Source organism: Granulicatella sp. 572.rep1_STHE (genome assembly GCF_001073445.1).
In the GTDB taxonomy this organism is placed as follows: Bacteria; Bacillota; Bacilli; order Lactobacillales; family Aerococcaceae; genus Granulicatella; species Granulicatella adiacens.
In genome coordinates this window covers 26,184-39,937 of the sequence record NZ_JVBO01000008.1, presented here as the reverse complement: position 1 = coordinate 39,937, position 13,754 = coordinate 26,184, and the positions used below count along the sequence as shown (strand labels likewise).

Here is a 13,754-nt window from a genome sequence, read left to right as displayed (position 1 = left end):
ATTCATATTCCGGCTGATGTTCTTATTATGAGAATGGAGTAAATTTATATACTTTATTATTAAATAATATATCTCATCCGAAAGATTATTTATTAGATTTCTATTTGAGAAATCTCTTGATAGCAAGGGTTCTGGTTCATTGTTAGAGGTTCTAAATTTATAATAATTTTTTATGAGCAAATAAATTGCTTTAATATTTAAGTGATGATAATCTTTAATTAAGCCAAGAGAGAAGACGTCGCTTTCTTGGAAAAACAACGAAAAAGAAATGAGGAATTTAAGAATTTAATATGAAAAACATTTTATTTGTAGTAGGAAGCTTACGTAAAGGAAGTTTTAACCACCAAATGGCTAAAAAAGCAGAACAACTTTTAGAAGGAAAAGCAACAGTATCATACTTAGACTACTCAAACCTTCCATTAATGAACCAAGATTTAGAAACTCCAGTATTACCTGAAGTACAAGCAGCACGCGATGCTATCGGTAAAGCAGATGCTATTTGGATTTTCTCACCAGTGTATAACTTTGCTATTCCAGGAACAGTGAAAAACTTAATTGACTGGATGAGTCGTGCTCTAGATTTATCAAACCCAAGTGGACCTTCTATTTTACAAGATAAAGTAGTAACAGTATCTGCATTAGCAGCAGCTGGGCATGATCAATTATTCGCTTCATATCAATCATTATTACCATTTGTACGCATGCAAGTAGTAGGTGATTTCACAGCTGCAACAATTAACCCAGAAGCCTGGGGAACTGGTGTTGTTACATTAAGCGATGAAGTAGTAGCAGGACTTGAAAAACAAGCTGAAGCATTATTAAATGCATAATTAAATTTCAAACTTAAATTAAGGAAGCAGTCTCTCTTTGAAGGAGGCTGCTTTTTTTGAACAGTATACGAACAGACATTTGCCCTAGACCTTCCTGTTATGCTAGAATTGTACTGATATAGACATAAAAAGGAGTATTATTCATGTATGAATATTTAAATGGTGAGTTAGCGCATATCTTACCAACAGCTATTGTTATCGATGTGCATGGCGTAGGGTATCAAGTGGTATTTGCAAACCCATACCGCTTGCAAGATTCTCTAAAAAAACAAATTAAAGTTTTAGTACAACAAGTTGTTCGTGAGGATTCGATTACATTATACGGATTTATCTCAAGCGAAGAACGCGAATTATTCCAACGATTAATTAGTGTTTCTGGTATTGGTCCAAAGAGTGCGATGAGTATTTTAGCAAATGACGATACAGAAGGATTCGTGAACGCTGTAGAAAGTGGGAATGTCACTTATTTAACGAAATTCCCAGGAGTTGGGAAGAAAACAGCGCAACAAATTATTCTTGACTTGAAAGGGAAGTTTGAAGCACTACCAGAGGAAACAACGAAAGCAGTCGTTTCAACGAACCAAGCCACTCTTGAGGAAGCGAAAGAAGCATTACTGGGCCTTGGGTATTCTGCAAAAGAAATTACAAAGATTTGGAAGTCACTGGAAGCTGCTGCTCCAAGTACGACGCAAGAGGCATTAAAAGTGGCCTTTAAACTATTGATGAAATAATGGAGGATTATCGTGGAAGAAGAACGTTTTATTGACCAAAACCCGCCTGACGAAGTGGAAGTACAAGACGAGTTATCACTAAGACCACAGACGTTACAACAATATATCGGGCAACAAAAAGTAAAAGAAGAACTTGCCATTTATATTCAAGCGGCGCGTAGTCGTTCTGAAGCCTTGGACCACGTGTTACTATACGGACCTCCGGGGCTTGGGAAGACGACACTTGCGATGGTCATTGCTAATGAATTAGAAGTTGGTATTAAGACAACCAGTGGGCCAGCGATTGAACGCCCAGGAGACTTAGTCGCTCTTTTAAACGACTTAGAAGCAGGAGATGTTTTATTTATCGACGAGATTCACCGATTGCCACGTGTAGTGGAAGAGATGCTGTATTCAGCGATGGAAGATTTCTTTGTGGATATCGTAGTCGGACAAGGGCCAACTGCGCATCCGGTGCATTTTCCATTGCCGCCGTTTACGTTGATTGGAGCAACAACTCGTGCAGGGGCACTTTCTGCACCGCTTCGTGACCGTTTCGGGATCGTAGAACATATGGAATACTACGATGAGGCTTCTCTGTCTGAGATTGTTAAACGCAGTGCAAATGTCTTTGATAGTGAAATTAAGGATGAAGCCGCTCTTGAGATTGCGCTTCGTTCTCGCGGGACACCGCGTATTGCCAATCGTCTCTTAAAGCGTGTACGTGACTTTTCTCAAGTATACGAAGAAGGGATGATTTCAAAAGAAATTACGCAACAAGCCCTAAAAGTCTTGCGAGTAGATGCTAAAGGGTTAGATCATATTGACCGTAAATTATTAACGGCGATGATCGATTTATACGATGGTGGTCCTGTTGGGCTTGGTGCCATTGCGGCGAATATTTCAGAAGATGCGGAAACCATTGAAGATATGTATGAACCTTATTTATTACAAATTGGATTTTTAAAACGGACATCACGCGGTCGTGTGGTGACGCCGGAAGGATATGCTCACTTAGGGCGCTTATATCCTTTAGCGTAAGGAAGGAAATAGAAATGAACTATACAACGAAAGATTTCGACTTCGATTTACCCGAAGAATTAATCGCTCAAACTCCATTGAAAGACCGTACGTCTTCACGTTTATTAGTGGTGGATAAAACAACACATAGCATTGAAGATAAACATTTTTCTGATTTACTAGATGAATTAGAAGAAGGAGATACACTTGTTGTGAATAACACACGTGTACTTCCAGCTCGTCTTTATGGAACAAAAGAAGAAACAGGAGCTCATATTGAGGCCTTACTATTAACGAATACGGAAGGTGACAAGTGGGAAACACTTGTAAAACCTGCCAAACGTATGAAAGTGGGTAGTGTTGTTTCTTTTGGAGATGGCCGACTTAAAGCAACGGTTGTCGAAGAATTAGAACAAGGTGGACGTATCATCGAGTTTTCATACGAAGGAGTATTCCTAGAAGTGTTGGAATCTCTTGGGGAAATGCCTTTACCACCTTATATTAAAGAGCGTTTAGAAGATAAAGAACGTTATCAAACCGTTTATGCTAAAGAAAATGGATCTGCAGCAGCACCTACAGCTGGCTTGCACTTTACGGAAGAATTAATGCAAAAAATCCGTGAGAAGGGCGTGAATATTGTTCCAGTAACGCTGCATGTTGGTCTAGGAACGTTTAGACCTGTTTCTGTGGATTCTCTTGAAGACCACAAGATGCATTCAGAGTATTATAATGTGTCAAAAGAAACTGCGGATATGATTGAAGCGACTAAAAAAGCTGGTAAACGAGTGATTGCTGTTGGGACGACTTCGATTCGTACGTTAGAAACGGTTGCTAGAGACAACGATGGGCATGTGGTGCCTGCGAGTGGATGGACGGATATTTTCATCTCTCCTGGGTATGAGTTCCGTGTGGTGGATGCATTTGTGACGAATTTCCACTTACCAAAATCAACGCTTGTGATGCTTGTCAGTGCTTATCTTGGTCGTGAATTCACACTAGAAGCCTATCAGCACGCCATCGAAGAACGTTACCGCTTCTTTAGTTTTGGCGATGCAATGTTTGTGCATAAATAAAGGAAAAAGACCTTCGGTCTAACTACGAACCATAGGGAACTCTTCATGGTAGAGATAATAGCTGTATCGGATTGAGCCTTTTGTCTCAATCCTACCGAGCTTCAAACTGACTCTAGGAAATGAATTTCCAGAGTCAGTAATTCACATCGATTACTAATCGCTATTACTTCTACCATAGAATCCCTATGCTTCTTCATTTGCCCACGGTCCTTTTGTGCGATTTATACAGAACATTGCTAAAAGGAGAGAGACATTCTTAGTGTGTGCTTATAAAATAAAAAAACAGAAGTTAAGGTTCAACTCTTAACTTCTGTTTTCTTTTGATTTCATAAATACGTGTTGGATGATAAAGATAGCTGTGGTTACGAGTACTCCTACGGTTACGGCACTTTGTACGTTGTAAGGTGTTTGAGAGAGTGCACTTCCTAAATAGTAAGTAACTTGGCTAAGTATCAATCCCCATACGATGGTAACAATATATTTCACGGACAACCCTTCTTTCACTTCTCATTATAGTACAAGGGAGATTCTTTTGACAATAGATGGGTTGAAAAACTTTCCAAAAGGGAGCGCGAATGGGGAAGATATGCTATAATAAGACGACAAATATGAGAGGAGGAACCTTATGCCGTTTACAACTTTACAAGTATTCAGTAGCTATTCATTACTCAAGAGCACGATTCGTTTAAATGAATATGTTGCGACTGGAAAATTATTAGGTTATAAACAATTGGCCCTAACAGATGATGGTGTATTGCACGGCGCAGTGGAGTTTTATGAGCGCTGTATTCAAAATGGAATTCAACCGATTCTAGGATGTACATTCGAGGTTGCCTGGAAGAGTGATGCTTCTAGAAAAGAAATGCTCATCGTCTATGCAAAAGGCGCTAAGGGGTACGAATCCCTCCTGAAACTTTCAACCCTTTATCAACAAGGGCTTACTTGGACAAAGGAGATGACGGAGTGGATTGCCACTCATAGCGAGGATGTGAAAATCGTTCTTCCCCCAATGGATAGTGAGTGGGTTGCGGCGCATTCTAAGGGCAGACTTGAAGCAGTTCTAGGAGCTGTGAAGGAAGAGTATGCTGGCGTTGAGATTGCTGTAGGGATTACTCGTGAAATGGTTGAACGCGGTGAGTTCGACACAATGCGTGAAGGGATTGAAGCTGCTGGTGTGATTCCAGTTGCCTTTAGCGTCTCTCGTTATTTAAATACAACTGATTATTTCCCTTGGAAGGTTTTACAAGCGATTCGACTAGGGGAAACTCTCTCGTTTACTCAAGAAGATGCATCAGGGAGTGAATCTTTACCAGAAGCGACTTCGATGGCGAAGGTGTTCCAAGTGGTAGAAGGTGGAGTGCTTCTTTCTAACTTAGAAAAGTTTACAAAAGATTTAGTGGTAGAGATTCCTCTAAGAGACACCATGCTCCCTAAATTCCCAGTTCCAGGTGGGAAGACGAGTGCAGAGTTCCTTTATGAATTATGTGAGGCTGCTATGCTGGAGATGGGGGTAACGACACCTGTTTATGTGAACCGTCTTAAAGAAGAGTTGGCTGTTATTCATGAAATGGGATTTGATGATTACTTCCTAATCGTTTGGGATATTATGCGTCAAGCGCGCGAGAAAGGCATTCAAACCGGAGCTGGTCGTGGATCTGCGGCAGGTTCACTTGTAGCGTATCTCTTACATATTACAGGTGTTGATCCGATTCGTTATCACTTGCTATTTGAACGTTTCTTAAACCGTGAACGTTATACAATGCCTGATATCGACTTGGATTTTCCTGATGATAAGCGTGAAGATATTTTAGCATATATCGTTTCAAAATATGGAAATCAAAATGTAGCACAAATCGTGACATTTGGTACGCTTGGAGCGAAACAAGTGATACGTGATGTATGTAAAGTCTTTGGCGAAAACATCATTACAGTTCAGAAGTTTTCAAATAATATCGCTCAAGGGAAAGTAACATTAGAGCAGACCTATAAAGAAAATAAAGCATTTCGAGAACATGTGGAAAGTAGCGAGCGCAATCGCAAACTATACCAAGTGGCCAGAGCTCTGGAAGGTCTTCCTCGTCATTCATCAGTCCATGCTGCAGGTGTTGTATTATCGCAAGAAGATTTGACAAAGACAGTTCCTTTAATGAAACGAGACAAAGGGTATTTGGCGTCATTTCAGGAAGCAGATTGGATGCTAACGCAGTATGCGATGCAGGCTGTTGAAAAAGTGGGTCTTCTCAAGATGGACTTACTTGGGTTAAGTAACCTGACATTGCTGCATAAGGCAATCCAACAAACTCAAAAGATTACGAAAAAAGAATTGGATATTACGAAGATTCCTCTAGACGACCCTCGTACGTTTGAACTCTTCCAAAAAGCACAGACGAACGGGATTTTTCAATTCGAGTCAGACGGTATTCGCCGTGTTTTGAAGGAAATGAAACCAACTGAATTCGAAGATTTAGTGGCAGTACTCTCGTTGTACCGTCCAGGACCAATGGAGCAAATTTCTCATTTTATTAATCGTAAAAAAGGAACAGAAATCGTTCAGTATCCGCATGCATCTCTTCAAAGGATTCTTGAACCAACCTATGGTATTTTGGTCTACCAAGAACAAGTTATGCAAGCTGCAAGTGAAATGGCTGGTTTTTCTTTAGGAGAAGCGGATATTTTACGTCGTGCGATTGGTAAGAAGAATAGTGAAACTATCGCTGCACAAAAAGAAAAATTTGTGCAAGGCGCCGTTTCAAAAGGATACAAACAAGAAGATGCCGAGACGGTCTACGACTACATTGAAAAGTTTGCCAACTATGGATTTAATAAATCACACGCAGTAGCTTATGCGATGCTGTCTTATCAATTGGCGTACTTAAAGGCAAACTATCCTACAGCGTTCTTTACAGCCTTGTTCCAAAACGCGAGTGCGAAATCATCGAAGTTACAAGACTATCTTGTAGAAGCGCGTCAATTAGGGATTAAAATATTGCCACCAAGTATCAATAATAGTTTTGCTGATTTCGTAGCGAACGATAGTGGTGTTATTGTCGGTCTCAACAGTATTAAAGGAATTAGACGAGACTTTGTTGAAAGTATCGTGAAGAACCGTTATGAGTATGGACCGTTCAAAGGGTTCCAAGACTTTGCATATCGAATGGGTGCTCAATATACAAAAGAACCACTTTTAATAGCGTTAATTAATGCGGGAGCCTTTGATGAGTTTGGTGAAACACGGGCGACGCTGAAGGCGAATGTGGATGCTGTTGCTAAAAGTGTGAAATTCCATGGATTGAATTTATCACTTGAGGATGACTTAGAAGTAGCCTTCACTCATGTAGAAGAAGAGCCGCTCCTCCAACGCATTGGAGAAGAAATCGAAGTGCTAGGATTTTCAGTTTCGCCACATCCTTCCTCGAAATACGATCCTCTTTTGAAGAGTGGATGGATTCAAGCCATTCAAACTGTTTTTGAAGAAGGATATATGCGTTTTGTAGGATTGATTGTGGACATTCGTAAAATCTCCACTCGTAAAGGAGAGCAAATGGCGTATGTCACACTTCAAGATGCGTCTGGGATGATCGATGTAGTTGTCTTTCCATCAACACTTGCTGAAATCTATCAGCATCTTCAACAAAATACGATGGTCCTTATGGAAGGTCGTGTGAAGAGAGGACAAAAAGGACAATGGCAATTGCAGTTAAATCGTATGTATCCTATGAGTTTTGCTGATAAGTTGCTAACTGATTCATCTAAAAAGTTGCAAATTGCGATTCGTCCAGAAAAACATACTCCAGAAGTATACACGGAAATCAAACAACTCGTGACCAAATATAAAGGAGTGACACCTGTTGAATTATTCCTTGTGAATAGTAAGACGCTTGTAAAGAATTCTTTTGCAAACGGTGTAAATCTTGAGTCAAAGCTAATACCTAGTCTTATCGACATTTTAGATAAAGAATGTATAAAAATTGTAAAATGAAAAAGTTTATGAAAATGAAAGACATTTGTTCTAAAAAGTGATAAAATGAGAACAAATGGGCTTGTTCCAGTAAAAATAAATCTAAGAGGTGAATCTTTGTGAAACGCATTGCTGTTTTAACAAGTGGAGGAGACGCTCCAGGGATGAATGCCGCTGTACGTGCCATTGTACGTAAGGGTATTTATGAAGGCTTTGAAGTCTATGGAATTAACTACGGTTTTGCCGGTTTAGTAGCTGGTGATATTCGTAAATTAAATCCGTCTGACGTGAGCGACATGATTGGTCGTGGGGGTACATTCTTGTATTCTGCGCGTTATCCTGAATTCGCAAATCGCGAAGGACAAGAAAAAGGGATTGAACAATTAAAGAAATTCGGTATTGAAGGTCTTGTTGTTATCGGTGGTGACGGAAGCTATCAAGGTGCCGTTGCTTTAACGAAGCTTGGTTTCCCAACAGTTGGGGTTCCAGGAACGATTGACAATGATATTCCTGGTACGGAATATACAATTGGTTTCGATACTGCAATCAATACTGTATTAGAAGCGCTAGACCGTCTTCGCGATACTGCGACATCACACGTTCGTACGTTTATCGTTGAGGTTATGGGTCGTCGTGCTGGAGATATTGCACTTTGGACAGGGGTTGCTAGTGGTGCAGAACAAATTTTAATTCCTGAACAAGATTTTGATTTAGAAGCTGTTGCAAAAGAAATCAAACAAGGACGTTTAAATGGGAAGAAACATACGTTAATTCTTCTAGCGGAAGGCGTAATGTCAGGGGACGAACTGGCCCAAAAATTACGTGAATATGATAGTGATTTCCACACTCGTGTTACGGTTCTCGGACACGTTCAACGTGGGGGAGCTCCTAGTGCTCGTGACCGCGTTCTTGCAAGCCGAATGGGTGCCAAAGCAATCGATTTATTAAAAGAAGATATCGGCGGCGTGTGTGTTGGCGTTAAAGCTGAAGAAATTATCTATAGTGATATCGTTGAAACATTAGCAAACGGCAAACATTTACCTAACTTAGAGTTGTATCAACTAAATAAAGAAATTTCTTTCTAAAAAATTAAAGGAGTCAAGGATAAAATGAAAAGAACTAAAATCGTATGTACAATTGGACCAGCTAGTGAAGCTCCAGAAAAATTAGCTGCTTTATCAGAAGCAGGAATGAACGTTGCACGTCTAAACTTCTCACATGGTGACCATGAAGAGCATTTAGCACGTATCAACACAATCAAAAAAATCCGTAAAGAAACAGGACGCGTTATCGCAATTCTTTTAGATACAAAAGGACCAGAAATTCGTACACATAATATGGAAAATGGTGCGATTGAATTCCACACTGGTGATGTAGTTCGTATTTCAATGACTGAAGTGCTAGGAACAAAAGAAAAATTCTCTATTACTTATCCAGAATTAATCAACGATGTTAAACCTGGATCAATTATCTTAGTAGATGACGGTTTAGTAGGTTTAGCTGTTACTGAAGTAGACCATGCAAATGGCGAAATTGTCTGCGTCGTAAACAACAGCGGTGTTGTTAAAAACAAAAAAGGAATTAACGTTCCTGGTGTTAAAACAAAATTACCTGGTATCACTGAAAAAGACCGTGCAGATATTATTTTCGGTATTGAAAATGATATTGACTTCATCGCAGCAAGTTTCGTTCGTCGTGCTTCAGACGTTCAAGAAATTCGTGAATTATTAGAAGAACATAACGCAACTCACATTCAAATTATTCCAAAAATCGAAAACCAAGAAGGTATCGACAATATTGACGAAATCTTAGCTTTATCTGACGGTTTAATGGTTGCTCGTGGAGACATGGGTGTTGAAATCGCTGCGGAAGAAGTTCCAATCGTTCAAAAAATGTTAATCAAGAAATGTAACACATTAGGTAAACCAGTTATTACTGCTACTCAAATGTTAGATTCAATGCAACGTAACCCACGTCCAACACGTGCGGAAGTTGGTGACGTAGCGAACGCTATCTTCGACGGTACAGATGCAGTTATGTTATCTGGTGAATCTGCAGCAGGGGATTACCCAGTAGAAGCAGTTCGTACAATGGCAAATATCTGTGTTCGTACAGAACAAGAAATCCGTGTACGTGACAAATTCAAATTAAAAGCATTCAACGAAAACGATGTAGCTGAAGCGATTGGTCGTTCAGTAGCACATACCGCTAAAAACTTAAAAGTTAAAACAATTGTTGCTGCAACAGAATCAGGACATACTGCGAAAATGATTTCTAAATTCCGTCCTGACGCAACAATCTTAGGTGTCACTTCAACAGAACGTCAACAACGTGCGTTAGCATTAATATGGGGTGTTAAACCAGTAATCGTTGATCGCGCTAAATCAACTGACGAAATGTTTGAATTATGTCTTCAAGCAGTACGTGACCACCACACTGCTAAAGAAAACGACTTAGTAATCATCACTGCTGGTGTTCCTTTAGGTATTAAAGGTACAACGAACATGATGAAAGTAGCTCGCTTATAATTCATTTGAAAATAAAAAGGTTTGAACGAATCTAAAAGGTTTGTTCAAGCCTTTTTTTTATAAAATTGAGAGTGTAAGTGTAAGTGCTTCAAAGATTCATGCATATCCTTTAAGAAAAAGGCCCAAATTACAGGATAAAAATGACTGTAAGCCCTATTTTGTGGTAAAATAAAAGGACAAATGTAAAAAGAAGGAGGTTTGTTATGACAAGTGAATTATCGACTGTTGTTCAAGCCATTATCACGGATGAAAACGAAAAGTACTTTTTTGTGCAAAAGAGTGGAGAGACATTTCGTCTAAAAAAGAACGAAGCTACAGAATCACTCAAAATTGGTGATGTAGTAACGGGATTCTTATATGAGAATTCTTCTAGTAAAAAAGTCTTTACTCTGAATATTCCTGAAGTAACAAATGAAAGTTATGGATGGGCAAGTGTGACACAAGTCAGAAAAGACTTAGGCGTATTTGTAGATATTGGTTTAGAAGATAAAGATATGGTAGTTTCATTGGATGAACTTCCAAGTATGAAAGAGTTATGGCCAAAGAAAAATAATCGTTTATATGTAACATTGATTAAAGATAAAAAAGATCGTACATGGGCAACGATGGGGGATGGAAACGCACTTAATGAAAAAGTGATTCGTGGTCATAAAGGGCTGTTGAATAAAGACTTAACTGGAATTGTGACACAAGTGCGCCTTGTTGGGACTACGATTATAACTCCGGAAGGATATAAATTGTTCTTGCATCCTTCAGAACGATTATATGAACCAACGCTGGGAGAAGAAATTACTGTTCGTGTAATTGGTTTACGACCTGATGGTGTACTCAATGTATCAATGAGACCAAGAGCACATGAAGCTATTGGAGATGATGCGGAAATGATTATTGCGATGTTGAAGAATCGACCAACGCATACACTTCCATATTGGGATAAGAGTGATCCAAAAGTCATCAAAGAAATCTTTGGGATTAGTAAAGGACAATTTAAACGTGCTATTGGAAACTTGTTAAAAGCAAAACGAATTACACAAGAAGAAGGATTTATTCATCTGATTGAAGAATAATGAGTGGAGGCGAGTCGCTTGTCATCTATTTCTATTGAAGGGATTCAAAAGAAGTTACAAGAAGAAGGATTCAAACTAACCCTGCAAAGACAGGCAACAGTTGAGATTCTTCTTGAACATTTAAATGAACTACTGACTGCTGAAGAAATCTATATGTTTGTAAAAGAAAAATATCCAGATATTGGATTAGCAACAGTTTATCGAACATTAGAAATTCTAACAGATTTAGAGGTAGTTACCAGAAATATATTTGACGATGGTATTGGTCGCTATCACTTGAAGCAGTCTGTTAGCAGACATTTTGCACATCATTTATTGTGTGTTAAATGTGGTCAAATTCAAGAGGTGGAAGAGGACCTTCTCATTTATGTGGAACAGAAAGTGTTAGAGCAGTTTCATTTTCAGGTGTTGGATCATCGGCTGACTTTCCATGGAATTTGCAAAAATTGCCAGCAAAAGGAAGGGTAGAAGATGAAAGAAATACACTACTTCCTGGATAGTATTGCTGTTCAAGGCTTATCCGATAATACGGTTTCCAGCTATAAACGAGACTTAGAGAAGTTTTCTCAGTTTTTAGAAGAACAGAAGGTGACACGTCTTCAAGATGTGGACCATACGACAATGGTACTATTTCTACAGAAATTAAAAAAAGACGAATATGCTGTTAGTTCAACAAGTCGCATGATTAGTTGCTTGAAGAAGTTCTTCCAGTTTCTCGTGCAAGAGCGAATGGTAGAGCGAGACCCAACACAGCAAATTCATCCGCCAAAACCGAAGAAGCAGTTGCCAAAAGCGCTGAGTATCGATGAAGTGAACCGGTTGCTTGAGGTACCAGATACCTCAACGGTTCTAGGCTTAAGAGATAAGGCGATGCTCGAACTCTTATATGCAACAGGGATGCGTGTAAGCGAACTGATCAGTATTGAACTGAGTGATTTACATTTAGAGCTTGGATTCCTACAAACGATTGGGAAAGGGAATAAACAACGCATTATCCCGATTGGACAAGAAGCAACCAACTGGATTCAAAACTATTTAGAGTATGCACGGCCTGCTTTAGAAGACGAGAAGAAGTTATCGAATGTCTTGTTCTTGAATCACAGAGGTGGACCGTTTACACGTCAAGGTTTCTGGAAGAATTTAAAGAAGATTGTCCAGACAGCCATGATTACAAAGGAAGTGAGCCCGCATACATTGCGCCATTCCTTTGCAACACATATTTTAGAAGCGGGTGCCGACCTTCGAATCGTGCAAGAATTACTCGGACACTCGGATATTAGTACGACACAAATTTATACACATATTACAAACGAACGAATGAAGGAAATTTACAAACAAGCACATCCTCGTTCGTAATAAAGAAAATGGAGATGGAATCTATGAAATTTAAAAGAATACATGTCATTGTAATGGACTCTGTAGGTATTGGAGAAGCACCCGATGCTGCAAAATTTGATGATGCAGGTTCACATACTTTAGGCCATATTTCAGAAACTGTAGGCCTAAATGTGCCAAATATGCAACGTTATGGTTTAGGGAATATCGCTCCTTTAAAAACAGTTCCACCAGTAGAACATCCAGAAGGAAGCTATACGAAACTTGAAGAAGTTTCTGTTGGTAAAGATACAATGACAGGTCACTGGGAATTAATGGGCTTAAATATTAAAACTCCTTTCCGTGTTTTCCCTAATGGTTTCCCACAAGAATTATTAGACCGTATTTCTGAGTTCTCAGGAAGAGGAATCGTATGTAACTTACCATACAGTGGAACAGCGGTTATTGATGACTACGGTAAACACCAAATGGAAACAGGCGATTTAATCGTTTATACTTCTGCTGACCCAGTAATGCAAATTGCTGCTCATGAAGACATTATTCCGCTAGAAGAGTTATATCGTATTTGCGAATATGCACGTGAAATTACAAAAGACGATCCATACATGATTGGTCGTATTATTGCACGTCCATATGTAGGTGAACCTGGAAACTTCCAAAGAACTTCAAACCGACATGACTATGCGTTAAGCCCATTTGGCGAAACAACATTAGATTTCTTGAAGAAAGATGGCTTTGATGTCATTGCAATTGGTAAAATTAACGATATCTTTAACGGACAAGGAATCACTGAATTCGTTCGTACAAAAGACAACATGGATGGCGTAGATAAACTTGTTGAAGTATTGAAGAAAGACTTCACTGGTATGAGTTTCTTAAACTTAGTGGACTTTGACGCGGTTTATGGACACCGTCGTAATACAAAAGGATACGGTGAAGCGCTTGAAGCATTTGATGCTCGTATTCCAGAAATCGTAGAAAACATGAAAGAAGATGATTTACTCATTATCACTGCTGACCACGGAAACGATCCAACATTCAAAGGAACTGACCACACTCGTGAGTACATTCCTGTGTTAGCCATCAGCAAATCATTGAAACACCCAACACACTTACCAGAAGGGCACTTCAGCGATATCGCAGAAACAATCAGCGAAAACTTTGGGGTAGCATCAACTAGTAACGGAACAAGCTTCTTAAAAGAATTAAACTAATAGAGAAAGAGGGAACAAC

Annotated in this window: 11 protein-coding genes and 1 pseudogene; 11 read left to right on the top strand and 1 reads right to left on the bottom strand. The window is 39.3% G+C overall.

Annotated features, from left to right (window positions below; genetic code table 11):
• Positions 1-290: 290 nt before the first annotated feature.
• The 4 genes from ADH99_RS00375 to queA all read left to right on the top strand — a co-directional run bounded on the left by ADH99_RS00375 (position 291) and on the right by queA (position 3,633).
• The gene (locus ADH99_RS00375) at positions 291-830 is read left to right on the top strand and encodes an NADPH-dependent FMN reductase (RefSeq protein ID WP_049554445.1); all 540 of its coding nucleotides are present in this window, start codon (positions 291-293) and stop codon (positions 828-830) included.
• Positions 831-973: 143 nt separating this feature from the next.
• A complete protein-coding gene (ruvA, locus tag ADH99_RS00370) occupies positions 974-1,561 on the top strand; it encodes a Holliday junction branch migration protein RuvA (RefSeq protein ID WP_049554446.1) in 588 nt (195 codons plus the stop codon).
• 12 nt (positions 1,562-1,573) lie between these two features.
• The gene (gene ruvB, locus ADH99_RS00365) at positions 1,574-2,581 is read left to right on the top strand and encodes a Holliday junction branch migration DNA helicase RuvB (RefSeq protein ID WP_049554447.1); all 1,008 of its coding nucleotides are present in this window, start codon (positions 1,574-1,576) and stop codon (positions 2,579-2,581) included.
• A gap of 14 nt (positions 2,582-2,595) precedes the next feature.
• Positions 2,596-3,633 carry a tRNA preQ1(34) S-adenosylmethionine ribosyltransferase-isomerase QueA gene (queA, locus tag ADH99_RS00360; protein ID WP_049554448.1) on the top strand — a complete coding sequence of 346 codons (1,038 nt, stop codon included), beginning with the start codon at positions 2,596-2,598 and terminating at the stop codon, positions 3,631-3,633.
• 303 nt (positions 3,634-3,936) lie between these two features.
• Here queA and ADH99_RS00355 read toward each other — a convergent pair whose 3' ends face one another.
• The gene (locus tag ADH99_RS00355; RefSeq protein ID WP_049554449.1) at positions 3,937-4,119 is read right to left on the bottom strand and encodes a YjzD family protein; all 183 of its coding nucleotides are present in this window, start codon (positions 4,117-4,119) and stop codon (positions 3,937-3,939) included.
• A 139-nt stretch (positions 4,120-4,258) separates the two neighbouring features.
• Here ADH99_RS00355 and ADH99_RS00350 point away from each other — a divergent pair, with 139 nt between their 5' ends.
• The 7 genes and pseudogenes from ADH99_RS00350 to deoB all read left to right on the top strand — a co-directional run bounded on the left by ADH99_RS00350 (position 4,259) and on the right by deoB (position 13,735).
• Positions 4,259-7,612 (top strand): DNA polymerase III subunit alpha, encoded by a 3,354-nt coding sequence (locus tag ADH99_RS00350; RefSeq protein ID WP_049554450.1) that lies wholly within the window; start codon positions 4,259-4,261, stop codon positions 7,610-7,612.
• Between the two features lie 98 nt (positions 7,613-7,710).
• Positions 7,711-8,676: a 6-phosphofructokinase gene (gene pfkA, locus ADH99_RS00345; RefSeq protein WP_049554451.1), complete on the top strand. Its 966-nt coding sequence runs from the start codon at positions 7,711-7,713 to the stop codon at positions 8,674-8,676.
• Positions 8,677-8,700: 24 nt separating this feature from the next.
• A pseudogene (gene pyk, locus ADH99_RS00340) lies at positions 8,701-10,107 on the top strand (pyruvate kinase); the annotation flags it as partial.
• Between the two features lie 215 nt (positions 10,108-10,322).
• A complete protein-coding gene (locus ADH99_RS00335) occupies positions 10,323-11,186 on the top strand; it encodes a CvfB family protein (protein WP_049554453.1) in 864 nt (287 codons plus the stop codon).
• 18 nt (positions 11,187-11,204) lie between these two features.
• Positions 11,205-11,654, top strand: a complete 450-nt coding sequence (locus ADH99_RS00330) for a Fur family transcriptional regulator (protein ID WP_049554454.1) — start codon at positions 11,205-11,207, stop codon at positions 11,652-11,654.
• 3 nt (positions 11,655-11,657) lie between these two features.
• Positions 11,658-12,542: a site-specific tyrosine recombinase XerD gene (gene xerD, locus ADH99_RS00325; protein ID WP_049554455.1), complete on the top strand. Its 885-nt coding sequence runs from the start codon at positions 11,658-11,660 to the stop codon at positions 12,540-12,542.
• 23 nt (positions 12,543-12,565) lie between these two features.
• Entirely contained in the window at positions 12,566-13,735 is a 1,170-nt protein-coding gene (gene deoB / locus ADH99_RS00320) for a phosphopentomutase (protein WP_152903667.1), read from the top strand.
• Positions 13,736-13,754: the final 19 nt, after the last annotated feature.

What these genes read in the sequence shown, in the direction of transcription:
- ADH99_RS00375 (WP_049554445.1), top strand. Translation starts at nt 291, where the DNA reads ATGAAAAACATTTTATTTGTAGTAGGAAGCTTACGTAAAGGAAGTTTT.
- ruvA (WP_049554446.1), top strand. Translation starts at nt 974, where the DNA reads ATGTATGAATATTTAAATGGTGAGTTAGCGCATATCTTACCAACAGCT.
- queA (WP_049554448.1), top strand. Translation starts at nt 2,596, where the DNA reads ATGAACTATACAACGAAAGATTTCGACTTCGATTTACCCGAAGAATTA.
- ADH99_RS00350 (WP_049554450.1), top strand. Translation starts at nt 4,259, where the DNA reads ATGCCGTTTACAACTTTACAAGTATTCAGTAGCTATTCATTACTCAAG.
- ADH99_RS00335 (WP_049554453.1), top strand. Translation starts at nt 10,323, where the DNA reads ATGACAAGTGAATTATCGACTGTTGTTCAAGCCATTATCACGGATGAA.
- xerD (WP_049554455.1), top strand. Translation starts at nt 11,658, where the DNA reads ATGAAAGAAATACACTACTTCCTGGATAGTATTGCTGTTCAAGGCTTA.
- deoB (WP_152903667.1), top strand. Translation starts at nt 12,566, where the DNA reads ATGAAATTTAAAAGAATACATGTCATTGTAATGGACTCTGTAGGTATT.